The 24,346-nt window shown below is 39.8% G+C and carries 24 protein-coding genes; 11 read left to right on the top strand and 13 right to left on the bottom strand.

The window, feature by feature from the left end; translation table 11 throughout:
• The first annotated feature begins 444 nt into the window (after window positions 1-444).
• The 4 genes from slyA to FCN25_RS13400 all read left to right on the top strand — a co-directional run bounded on the left by slyA (window position 445) and on the right by FCN25_RS13400 (window position 4,264).
• Window positions 445-930: a transcriptional regulator SlyA gene (slyA, locus tag FCN25_RS13385; RefSeq protein WP_137225577.1), complete on the top strand. Its 486-nt coding sequence runs from the start codon at window positions 445-447 to the stop codon at window positions 928-930.
• An 8-nt stretch (window positions 931-938) separates the two neighbouring features.
• On the top strand, window positions 939-1,997 hold the full coding sequence (locus FCN25_RS13390; protein ID WP_137225579.1) for an HlyD family secretion protein: 1,059 nt from the start codon (window positions 939-941) through the stop codon (window positions 1,995-1,997).
• A 170-nt stretch (window positions 1,998-2,167) separates the two neighbouring features.
• A complete protein-coding gene (locus FCN25_RS13395; protein ID WP_137225581.1) occupies window positions 2,168-3,196 on the top strand; it encodes a DUF2955 domain-containing protein in 1,029 nt (342 codons plus the stop codon).
• Between the two features lie 174 nt (window positions 3,197-3,370).
• Window positions 3,371-4,264 carry a tetratricopeptide repeat protein gene (locus FCN25_RS13400; protein ID WP_137225583.1) on the top strand — a complete coding sequence of 298 codons (894 nt, stop codon included), beginning with the start codon at window positions 3,371-3,373 and terminating at the stop codon, window positions 4,262-4,264.
• 69 nt (window positions 4,265-4,333) lie between these two features.
• On the opposite strand, the gene FCN25_RS13405 is transcribed toward FCN25_RS13400, so the two are convergent.
• Genes FCN25_RS13405 through FCN25_RS13415 form a run of 3 tightly spaced genes read right to left on the bottom strand, consistent with a single transcriptional unit; the run spans window position 4,334 to window position 5,735 of the window.
• Window positions 4,334-4,549, bottom strand: a complete 216-nt coding sequence (locus tag FCN25_RS13405; protein WP_137225585.1) for a TIGR02450 family Trp-rich protein — start codon at window positions 4,547-4,549, stop codon at window positions 4,334-4,336.
• 32 nt (window positions 4,550-4,581) lie between these two features.
• Window positions 4,582-5,184 carry an HAD family hydrolase gene (locus FCN25_RS13410; RefSeq protein ID WP_137225587.1) on the bottom strand — a complete coding sequence of 201 codons (603 nt, stop codon included), beginning with the start codon at window positions 5,182-5,184 and terminating at the stop codon, window positions 4,582-4,584.
• Between the two features lie 59 nt (window positions 5,185-5,243).
• A complete protein-coding gene (locus tag FCN25_RS13415) occupies window positions 5,244-5,735 on the bottom strand; it encodes a CIA30 family protein (protein WP_175405870.1) in 492 nt (163 codons plus the stop codon).
• 429 nt (window positions 5,736-6,164) lie between these two features.
• Here FCN25_RS13415 and FCN25_RS13420 point away from each other — a divergent pair, with 429 nt between their 5' ends.
• A complete protein-coding gene (locus FCN25_RS13420) occupies window positions 6,165-7,298 on the top strand; it encodes an endonuclease/exonuclease/phosphatase family protein (protein ID WP_137225591.1) in 1,134 nt (377 codons plus the stop codon).
• A gap of 131 nt (window positions 7,299-7,429) precedes the next feature.
• On the opposite strand, the gene pepN is transcribed toward FCN25_RS13420, so the two are convergent.
• The 6 genes from pepN to FCN25_RS13450 form a co-directional block, all read right to left on the bottom strand.
• Entirely contained in the window at window positions 7,430-10,090 is a 2,661-nt protein-coding gene (gene pepN / locus FCN25_RS13425) for an aminopeptidase N (RefSeq protein ID WP_137225593.1), read from the bottom strand.
• Between the two features lie 77 nt (window positions 10,091-10,167).
• The gene (gene lpoB / locus FCN25_RS13430; protein ID WP_175405871.1) at window positions 10,168-10,761 is read right to left on the bottom strand and encodes a penicillin-binding protein activator LpoB; all 594 of its coding nucleotides are present in this window, start codon (window positions 10,759-10,761) and stop codon (window positions 10,168-10,170) included.
• A gap of 48 nt (window positions 10,762-10,809) precedes the next feature.
• Window positions 10,810-12,168 (bottom strand): COG3014 family protein, encoded by a 1,359-nt coding sequence (locus FCN25_RS13435; RefSeq protein ID WP_137225597.1) that lies wholly within the window; start codon window positions 12,166-12,168, stop codon window positions 10,810-10,812.
• Window positions 12,162-12,674: a peptide deformylase gene (gene def / locus FCN25_RS13440; protein WP_137225599.1), complete on the bottom strand. Its 513-nt coding sequence runs from the start codon at window positions 12,672-12,674 to the stop codon at window positions 12,162-12,164. The genes FCN25_RS13435 and def overlap by 7 nt, the downstream gene beginning before the upstream one ends.
• A gap of 97 nt (window positions 12,675-12,771) precedes the next feature.
• On the bottom strand, window positions 12,772-12,984 hold the full coding sequence (locus tag FCN25_RS13445; protein ID WP_137225601.1) for a SlyX family protein: 213 nt from the start codon (window positions 12,982-12,984) through the stop codon (window positions 12,772-12,774).
• A 20-nt stretch (window positions 12,985-13,004) separates the two neighbouring features.
• Window positions 13,005-13,961, bottom strand: a complete 957-nt coding sequence (locus tag FCN25_RS13450; RefSeq protein WP_137227409.1) for a WD40 repeat domain-containing protein — start codon at window positions 13,959-13,961, stop codon at window positions 13,005-13,007.
• A 184-nt stretch (window positions 13,962-14,145) separates the two neighbouring features.
• Here FCN25_RS13450 and fkpA point away from each other — a divergent pair, with 184 nt between their 5' ends.
• Window positions 14,146-14,901: an FKBP-type peptidyl-prolyl cis-trans isomerase gene (gene fkpA / locus FCN25_RS13455; RefSeq protein ID WP_137225603.1), complete on the top strand. Its 756-nt coding sequence runs from the start codon at window positions 14,146-14,148 to the stop codon at window positions 14,899-14,901.
• 104 nt (window positions 14,902-15,005) lie between these two features.
• Here the strand turns inward: fkpA and FCN25_RS13460 are convergent, their stop codons facing one another.
• Window positions 15,006-15,971, bottom strand: coding sequence for a zinc transporter ZntB (locus tag FCN25_RS13460; RefSeq protein WP_137225605.1), 966 nt, complete (start codon window positions 15,969-15,971; stop codon window positions 15,006-15,008).
• A 199-nt stretch (window positions 15,972-16,170) separates the two neighbouring features.
• Here FCN25_RS13460 and FCN25_RS13465 point away from each other — a divergent pair, with 199 nt between their 5' ends.
• A complete protein-coding gene (locus FCN25_RS13465) occupies window positions 16,171-16,542 on the top strand; it encodes a YacL family protein (protein WP_137225607.1) in 372 nt (123 codons plus the stop codon).
• Window positions 16,543-16,672: 130 nt separating this feature from the next.
• On the opposite strand, the gene FCN25_RS13470 is transcribed toward FCN25_RS13465, so the two are convergent.
• From FCN25_RS13470 to narQ, 3 genes are all read right to left on the bottom strand, one after another.
• Window positions 16,673-17,488: a molybdate ABC transporter substrate-binding protein gene (locus FCN25_RS13470; RefSeq protein ID WP_240778381.1), complete on the bottom strand. Its 816-nt coding sequence runs from the start codon at window positions 17,486-17,488 to the stop codon at window positions 16,673-16,675.
• A gap of 467 nt (window positions 17,489-17,955) precedes the next feature.
• On the bottom strand, window positions 17,956-18,585 hold the full coding sequence (locus FCN25_RS13475; RefSeq protein WP_137225609.1) for a response regulator: 630 nt from the start codon (window positions 18,583-18,585) through the stop codon (window positions 17,956-17,958).
• Window positions 18,578-20,293 (bottom strand): nitrate/nitrite two-component system sensor histidine kinase NarQ, encoded by a 1,716-nt coding sequence (gene narQ, locus FCN25_RS13480; RefSeq protein WP_137225611.1) that lies wholly within the window; start codon window positions 20,291-20,293, stop codon window positions 18,578-18,580. Before narQ ends, FCN25_RS13475 begins: the two co-directional genes overlap by 8 nt.
• Window positions 20,294-20,575: 282 nt before the next feature.
• On the opposite strand from narQ, the gene nrfA reads away from it, so the two are divergent.
• The 4 genes from nrfA (at window position 20,576) to FCN25_RS13500 (ending at window position 24,326) form a co-directional block, all read left to right on the top strand.
• Entirely contained in the window at window positions 20,576-21,967 is a 1,392-nt protein-coding gene (gene nrfA / locus FCN25_RS13485; RefSeq protein ID WP_175405872.1) for an ammonia-forming nitrite reductase cytochrome c552 subunit, read from the top strand.
• Between the two features lie 333 nt (window positions 21,968-22,300).
• Window positions 22,301-22,639: a P-II family nitrogen regulator gene (locus FCN25_RS13490; protein WP_137225615.1), complete on the top strand. Its 339-nt coding sequence runs from the start codon at window positions 22,301-22,303 to the stop codon at window positions 22,637-22,639.
• A gap of 9 nt (window positions 22,640-22,648) precedes the next feature.
• Window positions 22,649-23,899, top strand: a complete 1,251-nt coding sequence (locus tag FCN25_RS13495) for an ammonium transporter (protein ID WP_137225617.1) — start codon at window positions 22,649-22,651, stop codon at window positions 23,897-23,899.
• Between the two features lie 85 nt (window positions 23,900-23,984).
• A complete protein-coding gene (locus FCN25_RS13500) occupies window positions 23,985-24,326 on the top strand; it encodes a hypothetical protein (protein WP_137225620.1) in 342 nt (113 codons plus the stop codon).
• The last annotated feature ends 20 nt before the right edge of the window (window positions 24,327-24,346 follow it).

Here is a 24,346-nt window from a genome sequence, read left to right on the forward strand (position 1 = left end):
TTGATACAGTTAATCTGACAATACATAAGTCGTGCCAACTATTTTTAAATATTTAAGTTATTATTATTTAAAGGGTTATTTATTTTTCTTTTTAAATTTCAGAGTCAAAATGACAGTGTGTTAGTATTGTCATTTAGACTGTGTTGTCATAATAACAATCTATTATCGTGATGTTGATCACATTTGATTAAATAATAGGCTTGGCCATTTATATCGATGGTTGTTTATCACGACTATTAAGTATTAAGGGGTGTTGATCTTTCAAGATTTTTTTACAGCGAATTATGCAATTGATATGGAGTTTATTTATAGGATTTTTCATGGGTTAACGATTAAGCAGTTGGTTTAATTTGCGGCTTATGGTTAAGTTTACACGCTTCGACTATTTACTTAGCGTGCTAAGTAGTTATAATGCTTAGCATGCTAAGTAAGTGGCAATCCATTATGAATAAAGAATTAGAACGATTAAAAGAACTTTCTCTTGCAGAGAACTTAGGGCGATTGCATCGTTTATGGCGCACTGCAGCGGATGCAGAATTAATCCCCCTTGGTCTCACTCATCCTCGTTGGACTGCATTATGGAAGCTATTACGTTTAGGTGACAACGTAAGCCAAAAGGTGCTTGCTCATGCTTTAGAGATTGAACTGCCTTCGCTAATGCGCACCCTTAGTCAGCTAGAAGAGCAAGGATATGTACAACGCCGCTGCTGCGAGACCGATAAGCGTGCCCGTATTGTGTGTTTAACCCCAGAAGGTCTCGGCATGCTTAAACAAATGGAAGGTCGCATTATGTCAGTTCGTCGTGATTTATTGGCGGGCATTAGCACCCAAGAATTAAGTGAGTTTGAACGTATCATTAGTCTGATCAGTGATAACGCCCTCTCGGCGCTGCATAAGAACACTGAATCAGACCACAAAATCCCTGAATGAGAAATAATATGACTCCAGACCAACAATTTGCTCGACTCGTTAAAATATCCATTTTTATGTTTGTACTGGTATTTGGTTATTTTATGTTTGCCGACGCCGTTATCCCTATGACGCCTCAAGCTATGGCGACACGAATGGTGACGAAAGTAACCCCACAAGTTAGCGGTAAAATTGCTTCGATTGAGGTTGAAAATAACCAAGTGGTTGCTAAGGGGGATGTGTTATTTAAAATCGATTCAGCCTCATATGAGCTGGCCGTTGAACAAGCTACATTAGCCTTAGAACAGGCAGAACAAGATAATGCGGAACTGGATGCTGCCATTGTAGCTGCTCAGGCAGATATAAAAGCTAACCTAAGCAGTTCCCAACAAAAGCGCAGCGAAGCAACCCGTATCGATACGCTTTATGCTACTAGGGGCGTATCTCAGCAGTTAAAAGATCAAACTGAAAGTAATGCAGCAACAGCGGAGGCAAATTTACTTGCCGCTAAAGCCCGGTTAGTTAAATTAACCGTAAGTCGTGGACGTGATGGTAAAGATAATTTAAAAGTGCGCCAAGCTCAAAACCACTTAGCTCAAGCTGAGTTAAACCTGTCTTATACCCAAATTCGTGCAGATCAAAGTGGTGTGGTAACTAACTTACAGCTAAAAGTCGGTAGTTTTGCGACAATTGGCCAGCCGTTATTGGCCGTAGTATCAGAGAAAGTGGATATTATTGCTGACTTTAGAGAAAAAAGCCTAAGAGGCATAAAGCCGCAATCAACGGCTTATATTACCTTTGATGGTCAACCTGGGCGTTTATATCCTGCTAAAGTCAGTACCGTAGATGCTGGCGTTAGCGCTGGGCAATTTGAAGCTAACGGTCGTTTAGCTTCACCACAGGATTCTGTCCGTTGGGTGCGTGATGCTCAGCGATTACGTTTACACCTTGAACTTGATCAACAAGCCATCAATACATTGCCTGCTGGGGCGCGTGCAACCGTGCAATTAGTGCCAAATAGTATTCTGCTTGGTTTGCTTGCAAAGCTGCAAATCAAGGCTGTGAGTGTGTTGCATTATATATACTAAATGAATGATTAATATATGCGTTTAGTTGTTGATTAATTGGTATTAAATTTAAATACCATTTTGCCAATCCGTAATAATGTATGACTTCCTTTTTGTTGTTTATCTGCTTCTATAGCAAAATATTAATATTAGTTTTGTGTGTTTTTTCTCCAACGCCGTAGGTATTTTAGATGTTATTACGTCATAGCCCTTTGACAGCAAATGATTTTCGTCAATGTTTACGCATTGCAACGGGCGCAACGCTAGGGTTTGCAATATGTAAGTTTTTCGACTTGAGCAATGGAGTCTTTTTTACCGTAACGCCAATGTTGTTATTGGGTTTGGTGCCTGTAATGAATGCCCATGCTATGCGACAATTGTTGGCATCGGCAGTAATGGCAGGCATTGAAGTCGGTATTGTTGGTGGTTTATTTGGCTCTCATCCAGGAATGATATTACCCATTGTTTTTGCACTTTTTTTGTATCGGTTTGCGGCAATGTCGCGTGGCAATTTATTTCTATTCGGTGCAAACGGAGTAATCAGTTTAAGTATTATGCTGCACTTTGCCAGTTATCCTAGTGTTGATATTAACAACCTTATTTTCAGTAACTTTTGGGCAACGGTTACTTCAGTCATCATTGCTTACGCCGTGACTGCATTATGGCCAGATGTTGAGCCCAGAGCATCGATGGCGGCAGTAGTTAAAGCACCTAATCGAATGCGCCACGAAGCGTTGCTTGGAGCATCCATTGCAACGGCATCATTTTTAGTATTTCAGGTGTTTAACTTACGAGATTCTATGTCGGCTCAAGCCACTACGTTATTATTGTTATTTCCGATGCATTGGAATGGTGCGCTTGGCTATGCTCGAAAACGTGCTATTGGCACTTTATTTGGGGTGACGTTTGGCTTAGTTGGCCAAGGCTTGCTGTATGATTGGTCTGGATTATTAATTTTTGTGATACCACTGTTATGGATAGGCTTAATGCTATTTAGCCAAGTGCATGTTAGAGAGGCTAGCGGTTCCGGGGTCGGCTTTGGTGCCATGACCACCTTAGGAATCTTGTTTGGCCAATATTTAACCCCAAACAATGACTTAGTGTTTAGTGCCTTATATCGTATCAGTAGCATTTTAGTAGCGATAGTGGCGACATTATTGCTGTGTTATTTGGTGCATCGGTTGTTAAATCGTTTTGAAGTAACAAAATTTGGTGTTTAATTTTGATTTTTTACCGTGACTCGCTTTATGTAAAAGTGCATCACTGCTGACTTAGTGATGTAAATTGAATGTTAAACTTAACTGCATGTTGTTTATATATCACCCATTTATACTATAGACAATATTAACTTAAGCACTAATAGTATAAAAACATTCACTAAATGGAATTAGCATATGCAACATAAAATAATTATTTTTAGCGTAGTTATGAGTTTTCTTTTCTTCGCACCTACAAAAAGTGAGGCGAGCCAGCTCCCAGAGTGCCAAACCTCTGAATGTGTTGAGTACTTTAAAGCGTACCGTATTTTAACTAAACGTGGTCATTCATCTGCAATGGCTATGTTAGGTGAGTTTTACTATGCTGGTTATGGCACTGACAAAGATTTAGACATGGCCTTAAAGTGGTACCGACGTGCAGGCAAAAACGGAGTTATGGATGCAAAGTACAAAGCGGGTGTATTGCACTTACAAGATACGCATTTAAAAGATATTGACGAAGGCGTTGAATATTTAGAGTACGCATCAAAGATGGGGCATGGGCAATCTTCGTATTTGTTAGGCAAAATGTATTTAGGTGGTGGCATGGTAAAACAAGATTTGGCACTTGCAGATCAATACCTTGCTAGAGCTTATGAAGAAATGAATTTTGCAGCTAGAAATTATGGCCAAGAACTTTACTTACATGAATCAACTAAAGATTTACCACTTAACAAACTTTATGATTTAATTTCAAAAGATGTTGTCACGTTAACCCCTGAACAAACTGGTTCAAATGAGCAAACTGCAGCGATCAATTTTCCTGAAGATGAAATGGAAACTCTTGATGTTAAAATGGATACTTTTGAAGGTATGTTTGGTACTCATATCGCACAGTTAAATCACATGATCCCAGACTCGTCGAAAGGGACTGGATCAAATATAGCTGGGCAGACCTGTGCCAAAATGTGGGGCTGTAGCAGTGAAGGGGATAGCTTACGCATCGATGAAGTCATGTTATCTGATTGGGGCTTAGAAACTATTTCTTTTCGACAAGCCGGTGGCTCTATATTTATAATTAACAAAAAATAATAGTTTTTAAAATATATTCTAAGATCCATATCATGGAGGTGACTCAGGTTTATTGCTTGAGTCACTTTTTTATTGCCAGCCCATTTTCCACTGTTGTGAATCTTTTAGATCGTGCCAGTCTACTGCAAACTCTTGTGTATTCATTTCTGCACGAATAATGCATTCAATGACATTTTTTTGCTCGTCATATTCCACTTTTATGATGCTAAAATGTTTGAGCTTGTTAATAACCTCAATCTTAGTCCATTTACTGTGGAGTAATTTCTTTGGGTGAAATCGGTTCATATTGTTCTCATACTATTATTTGATTTATGTGACTAACACTTTTCAGTTGGAGTCAGTAATGGCAGCAGTTGACTTAGCTCATCAATAACAATATCTGCTAATGCTTGATAACGGTTTTCAATGCCATGGGTAATTAAGCAGGCGATCATGCCAGCATTATTGGCCGCTTGAATGTCGTATAAGTAATCGCCAACATACATAATATATTGTGGGGCAATTTCCCATTGCGAAGCTATTGCCAGTAGTGCATCGGGTGCGGGTTTTGCTGGATAATCTTCTCTAGTGAGCACATGGTCGATGGCAATATTATTTTTTTTAATCTTCATGTCACTAGCCGCAAGGCTATTACGAGTCACTATGGCGGTGGGTAATTTAGCCACTTCAATAGCATTAATTAACTCTGTCATACCTTTAATTGGTTTAGCATTTATTGCATCTTGGTATTCATGAGCAAGAATAACTTGGTTTGCTTTGGCTTGAGTTGTTTTGCAATTTAAACTGTCGACGTATTTAAGTAGATCAATGGCTTGAGGACAACCAATTTGCTGACGAATTAAATCAAAGTCCAAACTGGATTCAACTAAGGTGCCGTCTAAGTCAAAAATAATGCCTTTTATTTGCATTGGTAAATTCAATGAATACCCTTACTTGCTTAATGCTTAATGCTTAATGCTTAATGCTTAATGCTTAATGCTTATCTGTCGAATTGAATAGAGTGTAACTCAATTGCAAATGGGCCTTGTTGTTTTTGGGCGACTAAAAAACCAATTCTATCAATATCTTCAAAATGTAGTTCTGGTGCATTTACGACCGATCGCCCTCTAAAGCTGACAGTAAAGTCCGCGGCGGTAAAAGCATGTTGAGTGATTGTGTCGACACGAGTGGTAAAATTAGCTACATAAGCTTCACCATTCGATAAACTCGGTGTTTTTAGGCGAATTTGATAGGTTTTTCCATCACCTTTAACCACTAAAGTCAGTAATGATGCTGCTGTTATTTGAGATGTTAATATTGATTCTGTAGACGCAAATCCACCATTATTTTCTAATGAAACCGAACCCGTAAATAATAGCAAGTTTTGTTGGCCATCAATGCTAACTTGGCTTTGTGAGACGCCACCCATTACAGTGTCATTATTGATATTCCATTTTGTAAAGTGACTTACATCGGTAAAGTGAAATAGCATATTTTCCTCACTTGTACTCCATGCGGACTGGCTAATAAGGGACATAAAACCAGCAACCAATATGGTTGTTTTTATGGCCTGATTCAGGCGAATTTTGTGTCTATTTATTGATGTCATTATAAACCCATTAATTATAACTAGCGTACTATTTTCGAGATAACGCACAATGTAAAAAAATGGCTTATCAGGGTGAGGGATAAGCCAAAAGGTACTACTGGGGGATTACATTGGCTGTATAAGATTTGCTAAATTAGTCGTTATCTAACAGGTTCTCTAATCGATTATCTAGTAGACGGTATATTGATACATTACGTAGGCCAGTGTCTTTCGGTTCAGTTATTTTTGAGGCTGTTAAATTCAACGGTTATATTCGACAAACCATAATGTTGTCAGTACCCTTGATGAAGGTTTTATTGGGAACAACATATTTTGCAAGTTAACAGCACATCTTCTACTTCATCACCAGCGCTTACATTCAGTGTAGTGAGCATAAATTTATTTAACTTTATTGAACCGCCTTACGCCTACTACGACTTTGAAAATATCTATAGCGACAAACAATGGCTAAAAAAGCGTGCTTGGTTAAGTGATTTTATTGAGCAAAACCAACCCGATGTTATCGGTTTTCAAGAAGTATTTAGTCCCGACGCATTAGCTACACTGACAAAGTCGTTGGGTTATGAGTATTTTGTGGCGTTAGATTTACCCGAGGTGGTCAGTGACTATGTGTATCGCAGCCCTGTGGTAGCCATAGCTTCAAAGTATCCTATTATCGATTCTGCCAATGTCATTCCTGATCCGCAGTGGGTAACTCAATTAGGTTTAGCTGAGACATTTGCTTTTAGTCGGAAACCACTTCGAGCCACGATACAGTTTCCCATTTTTGGCCCATGCGATTGTTATGTTATTCACCTTAAGTCCAAGCGAAGTGGTGTTAGTCGTGATGATATTAGTCACAGCGGTTTACATGGCGGAGCTGATTTTGTAGCAAGACAAGTACTTGGGCGATGGGCATCAAGTTTGCAACGTGGCAGTGAAGCCGCGTTGTTGTGCCATCAAATGTTGATGAGACGGCAACAAAGTCAGCAACCCTTTATGTTAATGGGCGACTTTAATGACACCATGGGGAGCGAGCTCTTAGCCGCATTTAACAATCAATTGCGAGTATTTCGCAGTGACATTGAAGACCCTGGGCTGGCTAAGCTAGGCGAAACATCACTAATGGCAGAATTACACCAAAGTAGTTTGTTTGACAGTTATGAGTTATTTATTGCCGCAACTAAGCGCAATGCAACCTTAGCTGAAGATGAATTCGAATCGGCATCGGTAATCGATGATGAGCCTCATACGGTAAGGCAACCGACACATTACTATGGCAATAGTGGTTCAGTGCTCGATTACATCTTGGTGTCGAGTGAATTTAATCCCACACAACAACAAAACCTTGCTCATATTGTCAACTATCAAACGTTTGACAGACACCTTGTTCGACCTGACTATGAACGCGATAGTGACAGTACCGATCATGCACCGGTAATGATGCGTTTTAGTGTGCGCAGTTAGTGTTGTTTTTTACATGCTCATGAGTGTGTTTGGTATTAATGGCCACAGAAATATTTGATAATAAAAAAGCGCTGATCTGCATCAGCGCTTTTTAACATCAACCTATTTTATAAGGCTAGACAAGCCAATCGTTATCTTAACATGTGCTTTATTTTTACACAGCGCTGCTCTTGTTGACGAGTTTCAAGTAGGGCTCGTCTTGTTAATGCCGATAAACCTGTTTGCGTATTTAAGACGGAACTAATGGCATCAATGTTCGCCGAACTGCATTCTGTTGGAATGAGTTGCGCTGCAAAACTGCGCATAAATACCGGTCCCTTGCTGTCCATTAACGCTAAGTTGGCAAACCGTTGCTCTGCAGTTGCGGCACTTAATAACTTTTGCTCTGCAGGGTAAAGATTATTCATCGCAACCCGAATTTTTGAGAACGGCATGCTGTCATTATGTTCGATGGTGTTTAGCCACTGACGTTTAAGCGATGACTGAGGCCGGATTACTTCTGCAGCAATCGCTGCTTTTTCACCTGAGTCAGATTGATCAAGCTGCTTTTCTTTGGCAAGTAACGCCTGAGCATTGCCATAATCGTAACGGTTTAATTGTTTGATCATTGCCCAGCGTAAGTCTTGATCTATGCTTAAACCTTTAATGAGGTCTTTACCTTGCAGTAAAGATTGAATATGTTTTAACGCGTCTCCATTGTTAGAGAAACTAATGTAAGCATCAAACCACCGACGTTGGAAATCACTATTACTAAAATACTCCATGCTCATGCGCAGACTCATCTGGCTAAGTGCTTTGGATATTTTATTATTGTAGGCTGTATTGCTTGGCGCCATTAAATCGAGGTAGTTTTTAGCCCGTTGTAAATTGCCTAATACTTGTCCAAGAATTGTGTAATCCTTTTCCAGTGGTGCATTAATTAATGCAATATTTAAAAACTCATTTAATGGCGTTTTACCTTCAATGACGCTGTCCCACATGCTCTGCCAAAGCATTGATCGCAATAACGGATCGCTCACTTGGCTTAGTTGCTCTTTAGCGGTATTAAATGACGTTGGGTCTAACTCCACTTTTACAAAGCCCCAGTCATCGTAGTTTGGATAAACTAAATCTGGGCAAGCCTCGCCAATTAACTGCTCAACTTCGGTATAAGCGCCTTTGTATGTCACTGCCAGCGATGTTTGTTTTTCTACCCCATAACGTTGCTTATTGAACAAGCCAATTTTTATTCTTTGTTCACGCAGTGTTGGGTGTTGCTCATCTGCAGTTTGTATAATGGCAAACGAGTCAATTTGGCTATTTTGGCAAGTGTATTGTGCTTTGATGGTGTTAACACCCGCTGCGTACAACCACTCTTTGGTCCAAAGTGATAAATCTCGGCCACTGGCTTGAGCTAGGCTATTAATAAAGTCGTTTAGCTCGGCATTCTTATAACTGTATTGTTGTAAATATTGGCTCACACCACGGCGGAAGGTCTCTTCACCGAGTAAATGACGCAATTGCTTGATGGTTGATGCGCCTTTTTGATAAGTAATCGCATCGATATTATCAAAGGCATTTTGGCTGGTGGCTACGGGCACTTCAATGGGATGTGTAGTGACTAAGCTGTCTTGATGATAAGCAGCTTGTTTACCAGAAGCATAAAAAGTACGCCAGGCATGACTAAATTCGGTGGCTTCACTGGTGGCAAGGGTGCCCATAAATGAGGCGAAACTTTCGTTTAACCACAGGCCATTCCACCATTTCATTGTTACCAAGTCGCCAAACCACTGGTGGGCCATTTCATGCATGATAACGCCCGCTAAACGTTCTTTTTGTTCAGCCGTCATTTCGGCATTAAATAAGAAACGGTCTTCAGAAAAAGTAATTGCTGCTGCGTTTTCCATGGCACCGTAGAGAAAGTCAGGCACCAATACTTGGTCATATTTTTTGAACGGATAAGCAATGCCAAAGTAGTTATCAAAAAAGTCTAAACCTTGCTTAGTATAGGTAAACCAATCTTGTGGGCTAACTTGTGAGGCCACTGACTGACGAGAGAATAATCGCATTGGATAACGCCCTGAATTGTCTTGCCACACTTTGTAGGGACCGGCATGCATGGAGAAATTATACGGGCTCAGCTTAGGCGTTGTTGGGAATGTCCATAAGTTATTGTCACCTTGGTCAATCACATTGGTTTCGCGCATGGCGCTGATGACTTGCCAATCTTTTGGAGCATGGACATTAATTTGATAATTGGCTTTGATATCCGGTTGATCAAATACGGCAAACATTTGCTGGGCGGCAGCAGGCTCAAAATGCGAGTACAAGTAAACTTTTCCGTCTACAGGGTCGACAAAACGATGCAGGCCTTCGCCGTTAGTGCTGTGTTCCCGAGTAAATTCAATTTCAATAGTGTTACTACCACTGGTTAATAGACTCTGATTTAAAGTGAAGTAAGCGCCATTGTAATTAGGGTAAACCTTGGTGCCATTAATGATAAATTGTTGAACATTGGCTTTATTTAGATCTAACGTAAGCGATTTAGGCACGCTGCTTAGGTCGAAGTGTACTACTGATTTTGCACTGAATTGGCTTTGTTCACTAAGGAAAAAGGTCAGCTCGTATTGCACATTAGAAACGATATTTGAACGCGCTTGCGCTTGTGCTTGGCTGATATTGGCTGTGCCATCTCGTTGAAAAGATGAGGTTGAAACAGAGCTGCTACAGCTGATCACACTGGCACAACATAATGCAACTAGGCTAGTTTTAATGATCCGAGGGCTAAATAATTCAGTGGATAACAATTTCACGTTAGTGTTCCTAACTTATTATTGGGTGTATGAAAAAGCCGACAAGGTTGTCGGCTTTAGCGCTATGATCAGGCTAATTACAAGCCTAAAAATGATTTCGATTTAACTTTACGAATTTCTTTTTCATCAGACCATTCAATTAAACCGGTATCAAGGTCCATTAAACGCATGGTCATTTTGTAGTACACATCTTTGGTGCTGCCATCTTGTTTAACGATGCTAGATAAGTTGCCGTACAACATGTACTGCGCCCCAATCTGACGACCAAATTTAATCGCTGTCGATGGGTCGACCATGCCTGCATTATTTTGATAATCGAGCTGTTTACGCACGGTATCAACCTTGGTCATGTCGATAAAGCGGAACTTACCTGAACGTAATAATTTGTTGCTAATAGTATCGGTAACAGACTCTGTGTCGATGTGTTCAGAGGTTTTGTTTTTGATTTTATCAACAAAAATAATGGGACGGTTAGTTTGAGTCATGACGATAACAGGTGGGAACGTCAACATACTGTCGACCATTTTAGCAGCAATATTTTGCAGATCGGTTGAGCCAAAGTTTTCGTTAACTGTTTCTACTTCAGAGGCATCGCCATATTCAACTTTAGATTGACAGGCACTCAGCCCCATTACTGCAGCTAACACAAATATCAGTTTCAAATTTTTCATAATAAATTCCATTAGTGATGAGTGACAGTTGATAAAGGTTATCGTCTATCAGATGATTATTGAATAAAAACGGGTACGATTTCCAGTTTCTATTGCCCAAATTAATGTTGTACGTTTCGGTTTCACTGTAATTTGTACATTTTGGCTATTATTTAAACCAATATTATAATCGCCCGCAGCAATAAACTCTCTGGCAATTTGTGCTTGGCGTGGCAACGTAAGCCAACTTCTACGGTCAGCCTGCTCGCTAATGACGTTAAAAATCTGCATCGCAATTGCCCCAACATTCATTTGATTGTTGCTACTACGGCTACTTTGGTTTAATTGGTATTTTGCGTAAATTCTGGCAGCTTGACGAAACAATGCAGCAGGCAAATCTTCTTTTAATGCATTTATAGCCAACGCATCGATATTGGCAATGCTCTGGGCTTCCAATACTTGGTTTAAGCCTATAATTTTACTTTCGCTTAATAATTGACGCTGTGGTTGGTAAGTCGCTAATGATGCTGTTTGCCAATTACCGTCGATAGAAAAAGGGACGGTAATACTTTGTTTTTCGGGGACAAAGCTTCTTTCTACAATAAACACCACTTGGCCTTGGTCTTCGGTAGGTAAAACGGCATCCCCCCAACGGCGTTTAAATTCATCGTATTGAGGCATGGCAAGTTGCTTAGCTAGGCGGATTAAATCTTGCTGTAAATAAGTGTTATTAGGGGTAATTTGCGCTGCTTTGCGATAATCGATAAAAGCATCGTTTGGCTCGTTAGCGAGTTCGTGCAATAACCCTGTGATGTAATAACTGTACGCGTTAAGAAATGAGCTGGTAACAGTTCCGGCTTCTTGGCTTAATTGAGTTATTTGTGCGTCGATAGTGCCATTGGCCATGTCTTGCACCGATTTTTGCGATTGCTGATATCGAGCTTGTTCTAAGCTTTGTAGTTCATTACTGCGGCGAACTTCAACGAGTGCACCTTGAGTGTCGCCACTAAATAAATAATTCAGAGCCTGATACTGGTGCAGCATTATACGTTCATAACCAGGGCCACGGTATGGAATGGCGTTATCATTTAATAAAATACTACTCGCCCCAGCCCCGAGTTGACTGGCGCTGACGGTGGCTTTGTCATCAAAGGCTTGGTAGGCATCAATGGCCTGTTGGTAATAGGTTTTGCTGCGAGTGAAATCTCCCGAAATCTGTATAATACGTCCAGACTCCTGGGCGTAAAGTAGGCCATCATTACCGCTAATATTGTCTGCTAACTCATTGATGTTTGCTGTGGGAGCATCACTGCTTAATTGTTGTCTGTACGGTGCTATTTGCGAAGGATAGTTAACAAATACACTGTTAAAAGCGCATCCCGTTAATCCCATCGTAAGAATTAATAACACCCAAACTGATTTTAACATGAGGATACCTCGGCCGATGCTGCCATAAGGTTGACTCGTTCAAGTAAGGTAATGCCTTGCAAGTGGTCATATTCATGTTGAAAAATACGAGCTACAAATCCCGATAATGATTGCTGGTGTAATCGACCATCGAGCGATTGATATTGGACCTCAATTTCGGTATGTCGCAAAATAGACAGACGTTTACCGGGGAGCGACAAGCAACCTTCCATGCCCGTTTCTGTCATTGTTGACGTAGACAATATTTGTGGATTGATCACGACGGTTGGGGCCATAGATGGTGCATTGGGATAACGTTTATTGGGGTTGGATGCCATAATAAACATTGCTGCTCGACTGAACACTTGCGTTGCCGCAATACCAACCCCGTTAGTATTTAACATAGTGCTGAGCATGTTATCTGCTAACGCGTGTAATGCGTCATCAAACACCGTCACAGGCTCAGCCGTCAGCGTAAGAATATTATCGCCTGTAGTTGCTATTGTGAGGTGCTGATTTAATTGCATGTACGCCAACTGTTAGTTAACTTAAAAATAATGAGCTTTCGATACCATTGGTTAATGGTAAACCATCTTTAATCGCAACAGTGTTCATTAAGACTATTTAATAATGCGGTGGTGGTGTTTCATCTGCTTGAGATGCCATGTTACTGGGTTCAATCGCATGCAGTTTATTGACCATTAATAGCATTTGCTGTTGTTGTCTGGCAACTAATGTATTGAGTTTAATCACTTCTTGATTTAACTCCTCAATGACGATGTCTTGAAATGATAGTCTCATTTCAAGATCATCAATTTTTTGCAACACTTGCTCCATGTCGACCTCTTATTGATTGGTTATTGCTGCCAATATTCTACTAGACCTTGGCTACTAATACTGACGATTGAGCCTGGCTCTGTCATTACGGAAGAGTATACTACAGCGCCTTTATTTTGGGTGTTTTTACTCAGCTGAACTTTCCAATGTCCGAGCTTTTCCCCTGAGTCAACTTGCCATAAAAAGATCTCGCTTGATGGTGTTCCGGTGAGTAATTGCTGATCATTCTGAGCAAAGCGAGCAGAGGAAAAATTCATTTGCCTACGAATAATGTTTAACTGACTTAGTGCAGCCCCTGAAGCTGATTGCCAGATTGTTGCATTACCAGTTATATCACCTGCAAAGCTTAAACTGCCACTTTCATTAATCAGTACTTTGGTAATGCGCGAGCTTAACTGCCATTGTTGAATAGGTTGGCCTGTTTGCGCCTGCCATAGAATAACCTTGTTATCATTACCACCACTTAGTGCCTTTAGACCGTCAGCGCTAATCGATACACTATTGACCTTTTCGTTATGACCTAAAAACTGAATCAAACGATTGTTTTTCGGTGATAATGACATGACGGAACCATCACCAAGAGCGACTAAAGTTTGGCCATCATTGGCAATCGCCACGCTTTGAGCGTAAGAGGGCAGCGACCACCAACCTACCGAACTGCCATCATCTAAACGCCATATCGCTAATGAGTTACTGCTAATCGTGGCGGCAAAGATTTTGTTGGCGGAAATAGCGGTATCAATGACATTGCTGGTGTTATCCTTTTGACCTTGTAACCATTGATATGACAAACTTGGGCCGGTTAAATCCCATACTTGTACACCATTATTAGCCGTGCTGATTAATGCTAGATTACCATCATCAGATAAGCTGGCGCTGTAGCTGGCATCCGTTGTCAGTATCATGACTTTGCTTGGTGAAGGTTGGCATGCGGATAATAAGCATACACAAAATAAGATTGAACAAAAAAACCGCATTGGAACTCGTATCATGAACTTGCTCCTAGAATTATTGTCTTAAACCTTAATTATATAAGGTTTACCCAATGGTATAACCGTTTTAACTAGTATAAAGTGGATAATTAACATGACCACTTACATATCTCATTGATTGAATGTATTAAGGTTATTGTAACCACTATAGGATGCTGAGGAAGCTTTAATGAAATCTATTTACAAATTATCGTTAGTTGCATTAGCCGTTGTTGGCCTTACTGCGTGTAATCAAGATCAAGACGTTACCCAAAAGAAAATTGAATTAACAACTGACGTGCAAAAAGAAGCATACAGTGTAGGTGGTTCAATCGGTAAGTACATGTCAGGTCACATTAAAGAGCAAGAAGAATTAGGTTTTGCTGTTGATCGTACCATGGTGATTAAAGGCTTTACCGATGGTTTAGGTGAAGACATGCTGCTAACTGAAGAAGAAATGCAGACAGTATTGGAAAACCTAGATAAAAAATTAAACGACAAACGCCTAGAGCAAGCTGAAATAGTAGCGGCTAAAGCGATTGCCGATGGCAAAAAATTCTTAGAAAATAATAAAGCTAAAGAAGGCGTAACCACGACTGAATCTGGTTTACAGTATGAAGTATTAGAAGCTGGAACGGGCGAAAAGCCAGCAGCAGAAGATACTGTTGAAGTACATTACCGCGGTACGCTAACTGATGGTACCGAGTTTGACAGTTCATATGCGCGTGGTGAAACCGCTAAGTTCCCGCTAAATCGTGTTATTCCTGGTTGGACTGAAGGTGTACAGTTAATGCCTGTTGGCGCTAAGTACAAATTCGTTATTCCAGCTGAATTAGCTTACGGTGATCGTGATACTGGTACTATTCCTGCTAACTCAACTTTAGTTTTTGAAGTTGAGCTAGTGTCTGTTGAAAAAGCGCCAGTAGCTGCACCTGCTGCAAAGTAATATTGAAATCGCTTTGCGATTATCATAGATATAAAAAAGACGCTTCGGCGTCTTTTTTATATCTAACTAACCTAACTCGGGATAACTAATGTTCAGTAGTCTGGCTATATCCATTTTAAGCGGTAAAACAGATACATTTGAAAGGCAATAAGTGCAAATAAGCCTGCACAAAATGCAGCAAAAGCCCAGTTTGTTTCAGCCCCTGGTATGCCGCCAATATTGACACCCAATAAGCCAGTTAAAAAACCTAAAGGTAGAAATACTGCCGAAATAAGTGATAAAAAATACAACCTTTGGTTTACTTGTTCTGATTGCTGCGATTGCAGTTCTTCTTGGGTGACACTGGCGCGATCGCGTATTGAATCAAGATCTTCTATGACTCGGATCAGGGTTTCGTGGATTTCACGTAAACGGATTTTGTCATTAACGTCAAATAGCTCGTTGGTTTCTTGCAGCATACGAGAAAAAGCTTCTCGTTGTGGGGCTAGGTAACGTCGTAATACCACTGTTTGTCGACGTAGTTCAGCAATTTCAGTGCGCAACGTTTTATTGACTTGAGTGACTACTTTCTCTTCTAATTCATCTAGCTGTTCTTCAAGTTTACCGATAAACTCGACTTTACGTTGGGTCAACCGTTCGCAGATGGCCATGATAAACGCTGCGCTATCAACTGGACCTTTACCATGGGTAATTGCTTCGGCAACATCGATAACCGATTGTAATTGGCGTTCGCATGTTGAAATAATTTTGTGTTCTTCAGCGTAGATCCGCACTGCGACCATGTCTTCTGGATCGGAATTTGGGTTTAAATTAACCCCTCGCAATGCCAGTAAGATCCCTTTTTCTGAGCTTAATACTCGTGGGCGAGTATCGGTGGCCAATAGAGTATCCATCTCGACCCTATCTAAACCAGAGTTGAGGAGCCATTTACGCGCTTTAGGTTCACGATAGCGAAGGTGTAGCCATAAAAGGCCATCTTGAGGCTGCCACTGAGCAACTTGCGCTTCAGTGAGCGATTGGCCAGCATTTGGGCCTGTTAATAGTAAGCTGTAAATAAAACCATTATTCATTATTAATCATTCCAAGTGATCACTATCGCAACAATTTACGCTACTTTTTAGTCTTGCCCAAGTTTAAACGAACATGTGGAATGAAATCCTTTCGTTATCGAATATTTAATCATCAAGCACACTATTTGATCCGCTAACAAGCAGCAGAATTGTTGATCATCGGTTAAAATAGAACAAATACTATTAGAAGAGTACTTGTATGGAATTTCAATTTCGTCGTAATCGCCTTGAAGGCACTGTGTTTGCTGAATTTAGTATGGGGCATGAGGTGTTAGGCAGTTGGTTTGCTGAAAATCTTGGTGATGATAAAAATCGCGCTAATTATATCTTAAACCAAATTATGCTTATTAAAACGGGTAGGGCCAATCATTGGCGTGATATTGGTAGAGATTTAACCATCGATATCGACACCGAACAAGTTAGAGTATTTGCTAATATAATTGATTTTGAAGATGATCATGTCTTAGACGAAGCAATGAATTTATATAATGCGGAATCTGAATCTTATTGTGGTTTGGAAGATTTCGAATCAGCATTGCAAAGTTGGTTAGCGTTTATTCAAGAAAAATAATAGTTCGCTCAACTTTATATTGGCTTGATCATTTGTGTTATTAGCTAAGTACTTACTCTAATGTATTTTGACAGCTACCGACTGAAAATCGGTAACTGTCTTGTCATTTCAAACCTAATTTCAATACGTCTTAGAGCTTAGGAATGGCGTTGGCTTCAAAACCATATTTTTTCAGAATTCTTTGTCCCTCAGGTGAGAGAATATACATGGCAAATTGCCATGCTTTATTTTGTGCCCCCTCTTTAACTACCAAGCCATAATCTGCTCCTACTGAAAGTGATTCAGGTATGGTGATTATGTTGAGATATTTAACCTGGTTTTTTGCCAATACAGCATTGGTGCAATAAGTTAGAAAAATATCCGCCTTTTTTTCACTCATCACCCAACCATATTGATTTAACCCTTCAGGTGCTTTTTCACTTTGTTCACCACCAGTAAGCTGCAAAGCTTTAGTTGAAAGAGCCGAGAAGCTTCCTTTTTGTATTGTTTCTGCTTTGTGGAAAAGTTCCCAAGCATAATCACCACTTGGATCAGCTTTAGGCGTTGAAGTACCAACGCGGATTTGTTTATCCATTAATGTAGAAAGCAGGTTATCTGGAGTCACTTTTACATTCGGTTGCGCTAGCGCACAAAGCTGATTTCGGGCAAATAACACCACTGGACTTCCCCATCCCTCCGTAGCCAGTTTTTCAGGGTGTTTCATATTTGCAGAAGCAAAAACATCAGGTTGTTCACCGTCTTCAATTGCTTTTCTTAACAGTCCGCTAGGCGCATATTTTGTGCTGACTTCTGTTTTATAGGCTTGAGTATAAGATGATGCTACATCATTTAATGCCGTCTTTAAGCTACCAGCAGCATAGAGTGTTAAAGAGTCAGCAGATGCCGACATTGGGATTAAAAAGGCAATGAGTGCAGAGCATAAAGATAAGGTTTGTTTGATTTTCAAAATAATATCCTTTTAAATGAGGTACGGGATAGACTCTATTTATTTTGTAAAAATGTTTATTTCGCAAAATAATAATGTCTGAATACTGATAATTAGGTGACATCCGGTCACAAATGAATGGTCAATGAAGAATAGAATAAAGGTAAGTTATTTAAAACACATCATATTTTTCATGAGCTTAGGGATGGATAGTCTATTTAGTGACCATTGTCGCAATTTTGGAGGGATCGCATAAATGCGATATTGAGTATTTAGCTTTTAAGCTTCAACTCTGGTAGAGGTAGGGTTTATAACTGAAATGATTCAATGGCATCGTAATAGGTAAGATGTTCACCTCTACAGAATTAGATACATTTTATTGCGACTGAATGAAACAGCTCCCAATTAAGGGAGCATTATTTATTAACGGATCATTATTTATTGAGATATCGTAAAGTATTTGATTATCTACTTACTTTGATTGTTACCTATTGATTTAAATATCTGACAGCCATTTCGGTACGTGATTTTGCATCTGCTTTGCGAAGTAAATTCTTCACATGAACTTTGACAGTACCTTCACTGATGTGTAAATCTTCAGAGATCATTCTATTACTTTTACCTTCAGCAAGTTCTTGTAATATCTGTAATTCTCGAGGCGTTAAACTCTCTATCCAGCTGTTATCGTCGACAGTGTTTTTTAGCTCATACAGATAAGCTTCTACTTCATCACTAATGACCCTATGACCTAACATGGCTTTTTTGAGCTGTGCGAGTAATAAGTCTGGCTCGGTATCTTTGAGTAAATAACCATCTGCACCAGCGCGTAATAAACGCATTACATCTTGTTTTGCATCAGATACGGTCAGTATTACAATTCTCGCGGTAACACCTTCTTGGCGCATAGCGTTGAGGGTATCAAGACCCGACATACCTTTCATGTTTAAATCGAGCAAAATAATATCGGGTTCGTTTTCGGCGACAGATGTCAGTGCCTCTAACCCTGTGCCTGTTTCACCAAATAAAGTGAAATCGCTATCAGAGGTGATCAATTGGCAAATGCCACGACGCAGTAAAGGATGATCATCGACAACAAGTACGGAATACGGCTTACCCATTTAAAGGCTCCTGTTGAGGTGGAAAACTCAGTGTGACAGTTGTACCGCCATTCTGATTACTATTGAATGATACAACACCATTTAATTTGTTGGCCCGTTCATGCATGATACCAATACCAAAGTGTTGGTCCCGTTCGGCTAAGTGTGACACGCCAATACCATCATCACAAATTGAAATGGTAATCATATCATTTTCAGTCAGCTGACAATCTACCACTATATGGGCAGGTTTTGCGTGTTTTATTGCATTTAATGTCGCTTCTCTAACCAATTGCAATATATGAATATGTTGTTTTGCTTCAAGTAAATGGGGTGAAAGCTTGTAATTGAGTTGGATATCAATATTAGTTTGATGACGTAACTGGTCTAGCATCACTTCGATAGCTTGGCCTAAATTGGGTTCTTTAATGGTCAATCTAAACGTTGATAACAGTTCGCGTAGTTGTACATAAGCGATACTGACACCCTCATTGATCCCTAATAATTGCTCTTCAACTTCTGGACTGCGACAACTGTTATCAAGACTCTTACTTAACAAACTGACTTGGATTTTTAAAAAGGATAATAGTTGCCCAATAGAGTCATGTAATTCTCTAGCGATCACCGAACGTTCTTCTAATAGTGCCAGTTGTTGGCGTTGTTCTGTTGCATTGTGGATGGTTATAGAGCGAGTTAGCATCATAGAAAAGTTTTTAAAAAGAATATTATTCAGAGGTTTATTTGATATTACATCTAAATAACCCAGTTGTGTTTGCTCTATCAATAATGGGAAATGTACAGATTCAGATAAGTTATCGGTTGGCCAACCACCTTCTGCGTTAATTATATCTTTAGTGCCATCATCATGTTCAATGACTAATCTCAGATAGGTTAAGTTTTCATAATATTTAAGTTGATTAATTGCGGACTGGAGTGCTTTATAGTCTAGTTTATCGGCATGTAACATGATTAAATTATCGTACAAAAAATTCAGTTCGTTATTGGCTCGGGTTAATGCCAAGGTTTTTTCGTTGACTTGGTCTTCTAAATCTTCATACAAACTGGCTAACTCAGCGGCCGTTTTCTGTAATGCATTTCCAAGCGCGGTTAGCTCTATATAACCCGTTTTAGGCATTTCGACTTTGAAATTGCCTTTAGATATTTTGGCTGCACTGTCCATCAATAACTGTAATGGTTTAACAACACGTTTGCGTGTAAACACCACAGCAAAGAAAGCGATAACCAGTAAAATAGATAACCCGATAATCTGCCCAATAACCAATAGCTTTAGTTTTAAGGCAGCAAATAGTTCCATCTTTAATACTAAGGTATCAATGGTGTCGACAAAGCCAGTTAACGATTTAGAATACTCTTGTGTATTGCCTTCTTCTATATAGGATTTCATCACTTTCCACTTGTCGATAACTAACAAGTATTGGTCACTTAGTTCCTTGGGGCTATACCAAGCGAGAGAACGGGTAAGGGCTTCAGAGCTGAGTGTGTTTTCAAATTCAATTATTTTTTTATTGGGATTATTTCCACCTACATTGGTATACAGCAATAGCCTATAACTTTGCATCCGCAGTGACCCAGAGGCGTTGATCCCTTTGGCATCCCCTAAACTGAAGCTTAAATTAACAATAGAAAATACCGCTAAGCTTGATGATAATAAAATCAAAATGAGCATTAAACTGAAAATGGTGGAGGTAAGGCTGCCACGAGTAAACATAAGGTCCCGTTATTATATCAATGAGTGCTTAAAGGTAAGTCGAAAGTACTGTTTCGTATACTATCCAATAGTGTGTTCTATATTAGGTATTAGTTGATAACATTAACAATTGTATCAAACTGTGAGCTACATCTTGTTTACATGTTGATCTAGCGCAAACTTTTGCGGCTATACCTAATAAGGGGTATATTTAAAGCAGGATTAAATCGCTAAATTTGATCTTGGAGATGTCGTGATTATTAAATTAAATATAATGTAACACGGAGATAAAGGGTGATGAAGATGAATGTAAAATCAATTGCACTGAGTGCGGTGATTGCAGCCGGATTTATGGCTGCAGGCGCTATGGCGAGTGATAAAACCGAACCTCGTAATGAGGTTTATAAAGATAAATTTTCAAAGCAATATGACAGCTGGCATGCTACTGATGAAAGCAAAGACGTTGTTGATATGTTAGAAAAAGTACCTAGTTTAGTCGTGTTATGGGCAGGTTACGGTTTTGCTAAAGATTACAATGCACCACGTGGTCATATGTATGCAATTACTGACGTAACTAACTCATTACGTACTGGCGCGCCAAAAAATGCTGCAGATGGTCCAATGCCAATGGCATGTTGGAGCTGTAAAAGTCCTGATGTACCTCGCATGATTGAAGAACAAGGTGAAGATGGCTATTTCAGTGGTAAATGGGCTAAAGGCGGTCCAGAAATTGTCAATGTACTTGGTTGTGGCGATTGTCATGAAAAAGGTTCATCAAAATTACGTATATCACGTCCGTATGTTGACCGTGCAATGGATACGTTAAATACACCATTTGATAAAGCTTCTCGTAAAGATAAGCAATCAATGGTGTGTGGTCAGTGTCACGTTGAATACTATTTCGAGAAAACTGAAGACCGTAAAGGTTTTGTTAAGTTCCCTTGGGATATGGGTACCACCGTTGAACAAATGGAAACATATTACGACAGCATGGAGTTCTCAGATTGGACTCATGCAGTGTCTAAAACTCCAATGTTAAAAGCACAACATCCTGGTTATGAAACTTGGAAAATGGGTACTCACGGTCAAAACAATGTAAGTTGTGTTGATTGTCATATGCCTAAAGTGACTAATGACAAAGGCCGCAAATTTACAGATCATAAAGTGGGTAATCCATTTGATCGCTTTGAAGAAACATGTGCAACTTGTCACACTCAAAGCAAAGAGTTTATGCTTAAACAAGTTAATGATGGTAAAGCTAGAGTTCAAGAATTAAAGTCGCGTGCTGAAGCTCAGTTAGTTAAAGCTCACTTTGAAGCGAAAGCTGCTTGGGATGCTGGTGCTACTGAAGCTGAAATGAAGCCAATCTTAATGGATATTCGTCATTCACAATGGCGTTGGGATTATGCGACTGCATCTCATGGCGCATCAACTCATGCTCCAGCTGAAATATTACGCATTTTAGGTACTGCAGTGGATAAAGCTGCTGATGCTCGTGTGAAACTAGCTCAGTTATTAGGTGCTAAAGGTGTTAAACAACCTATTGCATACCCTGACACTTCTACTAAAGCAAAAGCGCAAGCAGCATTAGGCATGGACATGAAAACCATGAATGCTGAAAAAGCTGAGTTTAAGAAAACACTGGTTCCTCAGTGGAAAGAAGAAGCTAAAAAGCGTGAAGCGACTTACAAATAAGTTGTACTTAGCATAAGCGCTCTCCTCAGGTGTCAACCTGAAATAATCCAACAAACAGCCCTCATTTGAGGGCTGTTTTTTTATGTGCTTTATATCTAAATCCTCAACAAGAGGGTATTACAAAGCGGTTTCATAGGTGGGATTATTGTTGCACCAAAACAATGCGACGGTGATCTTATACGCACTTGATTGGTGCCTTTATATTAATGGATAAAAGATAAAATAAAATAAAATCTATATATAACAACTTGTTGGAAAAGTGGCCTGATGATTGAATTAACTCGTTACAACAAATAAATAACAACTAATTTTTTCACACTTTTGGAGGTCGAGATGAAACTCGTCAGCGCTATCATCAAGCCATTTAAATTGGATGATGTCCGTGAAGCTATTGCAGGCATGGGCATTGAAGGTATGACTGTTACTGAGGTCAAAGGATTTGGACGTCAGAAAGGTCACACAGAACTTTATCGTGGGGCAGAGTATCAAGTGGACTTTCTACCAAAAGTAAAATTAGAAATTGCCACAAAATCTGAAAACTTAGACATGCTTATTGAAGCGATTACCAGTGCCGCTCATACCGGTAAAATTGGTGATGGCAAGATATTTGTTACTAGTTTAGAACAGGTTATCCGTATCCGTACGGGTGAACTTGATAACGAAGCATTATAGGAGGCTGGTATGGAAGAGTTAACTCAATTAGGCCTGACGGTAACTGAATTACGTTTCGCATTAGATACGTTTTATTTCTTGATTTCTGGCGCGTTAGTCATGTGGATGGCTGCTGGTTTTGCCATGCTGGAAGCTGGATTAGTCCGCTCAAAAAACACCACTGAAATTTTAACTAAAAATGTGTGTTTATACTCAATTGCGTGTGTCATGTTTTTATTAGTCGGTTACAACATTATGTATGTCGACAATGTTGAAGGTGGATTTATTCCTTCTTTTGGTTCGTTAATCGGTGGTCAAGCTGATGGTGCAGATCATGCGCTCGAATCAGACTTTTTCTTCCAAGTAGTATTTGTTGCTACAGCGATGTCGATTGTATCAGGTGCTGTTGCTGAACGAATGAGATTATGGTCTTTCCTTGTTTTTTCAGTGGTAATGACGGCAGTGATTTATCCTGTTGAAGGCTACTGGACATGGGGTGGTGGATTCCTTTCTGCTGCAGGCTTTGTAGATTTTGCTGGTAGTGGCATTGTGCATATGGCCGGTGCAGCAGCTGCAATCTCTGGCGTATTGCTTCTTGGAGCTCGTAAAGGTAAATATGGTGAAAACGGTCAAATTCATCCTATTCCAGGTTCTAATTTACCGATGGCAACCTTAGGTATGTTCATTTTATGGATGGGTTGGTTTGGCTTTAACGGTGGTTCGCAATTGTTAGTGTCAGATGCTGAAAATGCGAGTGCAGTGGCTAAAATCTTTGTAAACACAAACTCTGCTGCAGCATTTGGTGCCATCTCAGCACTTATTGTATGTAAAGTGGTATGGGGCAAAGCTGATTTGACCATGATTTTAAACGGGGCATTGGCTGGATTGGTCGCCATTACAGCTGACCCATTATCACCTTCATTGTTAATGGCTGGTGTGATTGGTTTAGTTGCTGGTGCCGTGGTTATCTTCTCTGTCATTGCATTTGACCGAGTTAAAATAGATGACCCAGTAGGCGCTATTTCGGTACACGGTGTTGCAGGTTTCCTTGGATTGATGTTGGTTCCACTATCGAATGCAGATGCTAGTTTTGGTAGTCAACTATATGGTGCAGCAGTTATCTTTATTTGGGTATTCACTGCATCGTTATTAGTATGGTTTGTATTAAAAATGACCATGGGTATCCGTGTAACAGAAGAAGAAGAGTACAATGGTATGGATGCTTCTGACTGTGGTGTAGAGGCTTACCCTGAGTTTTCTAGTGGTAATAATGCCGGTTAATTTTTAACTTCATTAACTGAGTCAGTATTAAACAGAACCTTCGGGTTCTGTTTTTTTTGGAGATTATTCGTAAATTGGGGGCGATATGAGTTTCTTTAGTACATTTTGTTTGCTTGGTTCAATTGTTGCTATTACTTCTTCTTTTAGTCCTATTGTTGCAGCGGGCACTGTTGTAGTGCGTAAATCATCTGAACCATTTGATGCTTTTGCTGTGCGTGATGAAGTGTTACAGCTACATGAGTGGCAAACGCTACTGCGCCAACAACAGCAATTAACTATTTTACGGTCATTACCAATTGGGTGTATTTCTGTCAATACAGCTTATCTTTATTATCACTGTGGACAGTTAAATTATCGTCCTTATCAATATCATGGCCAGCAGCTTTTCATTCAAATTGATCTACCTCATGACGAAGAATACCCCTAGAAAATAGAGTAATACTTTAA

Source organism: Shewanella sp. MEBiC00475 (genome assembly GCF_005234075.1).
GTDB classification, from domain to species: Bacteria; Pseudomonadota; Gammaproteobacteria; order Enterobacterales; family Shewanellaceae; genus Shewanella; species Shewanella polaris.

Excerpts from the sequence above, each read along its gene's own strand:
- FCN25_RS13490 (WP_137225615.1), top strand. The coding sequence starts at position 22,301 with ATGAAACTCGTCAGCGCTATCATCAAGCCATTTAAATTGGATGATGTC.
- FCN25_RS13450 (WP_137227409.1), bottom strand. The coding sequence starts at position 13,961 with ATGCGGTTTTTTTGTTCAATCTTATTTTGTGTATGCTTATTATCCGCA.
- FCN25_RS13460 (WP_137225605.1), bottom strand. The coding sequence starts at position 15,971 with ATGAATAATGGTTTTATTTACAGCTTACTATTAACAGGCCCAAATGCT.
- FCN25_RS13405 (WP_137225585.1), bottom strand. The coding sequence starts at position 4,549 with ATGAACCGATTTCACCCAAAGAAATTACTCCACAGTAAATGGACTAAG.
- def (WP_137225599.1), bottom strand. The coding sequence starts at position 12,674 with ATGCAATTAAATCAGCACCTCACAATAGCAACTACAGGCGATAATATT.
- FCN25_RS13495 (WP_137225617.1), top strand. The coding sequence starts at position 22,649 with ATGGAAGAGTTAACTCAATTAGGCCTGACGGTAACTGAATTACGTTTC.
- FCN25_RS13435 (WP_137225597.1), bottom strand. The coding sequence starts at position 12,168 with ATGTTAAAATCAGTTTGGGTGTTATTAATTCTTACGATGGGATTAACG.
- FCN25_RS13475 (WP_137225609.1), bottom strand. The coding sequence starts at position 18,585 with ATGGGTAAGCCGTATTCCGTACTTGTTGTCGATGATCATCCTTTACTG.
- FCN25_RS13390 (WP_137225579.1), top strand. The coding sequence starts at position 939 with ATGACTCCAGACCAACAATTTGCTCGACTCGTTAAAATATCCATTTTT.
- FCN25_RS13445 (WP_137225601.1), bottom strand. The coding sequence starts at position 12,984 with ATGGAGCAAGTGTTGCAAAAAATTGATGATCTTGAAATGAGACTATCA.
- lpoB (WP_175405871.1), bottom strand. The coding sequence starts at position 10,761 with ATGAAAAATTTGAAACTGATATTTGTGTTAGCTGCAGTAATGGGGCTG.
- FCN25_RS13465 (WP_137225607.1), top strand. The coding sequence starts at position 16,171 with ATGGAATTTCAATTTCGTCGTAATCGCCTTGAAGGCACTGTGTTTGCT.
- fkpA (WP_137225603.1), top strand. The coding sequence starts at position 14,146 with ATGAAATCTATTTACAAATTATCGTTAGTTGCATTAGCCGTTGTTGGC.
- slyA (WP_137225577.1), top strand. The coding sequence starts at position 445 with ATGAATAAAGAATTAGAACGATTAAAAGAACTTTCTCTTGCAGAGAAC.
- FCN25_RS13400 (WP_137225583.1), top strand. The coding sequence starts at position 3,371 with ATGCAACATAAAATAATTATTTTTAGCGTAGTTATGAGTTTTCTTTTC.
- FCN25_RS13500 (WP_137225620.1), top strand. The coding sequence starts at position 23,985 with ATGAGTTTCTTTAGTACATTTTGTTTGCTTGGTTCAATTGTTGCTATT.
- FCN25_RS13395 (WP_137225581.1), top strand. The coding sequence starts at position 2,168 with ATGTTATTACGTCATAGCCCTTTGACAGCAAATGATTTTCGTCAATGT.
- nrfA (WP_175405872.1), top strand. The coding sequence starts at position 20,576 with ATGAATGTAAAATCAATTGCACTGAGTGCGGTGATTGCAGCCGGATTT.
- FCN25_RS13415 (WP_175405870.1), bottom strand. The coding sequence starts at position 5,735 with ATGCTATTTCACTTTACCGATGTAAGTCACTTTACAAAATGGAATATC.
- narQ (WP_137225611.1), bottom strand. The coding sequence starts at position 20,293 with ATGTTTACTCGTGGCAGCCTTACCTCCACCATTTTCAGTTTAATGCTC.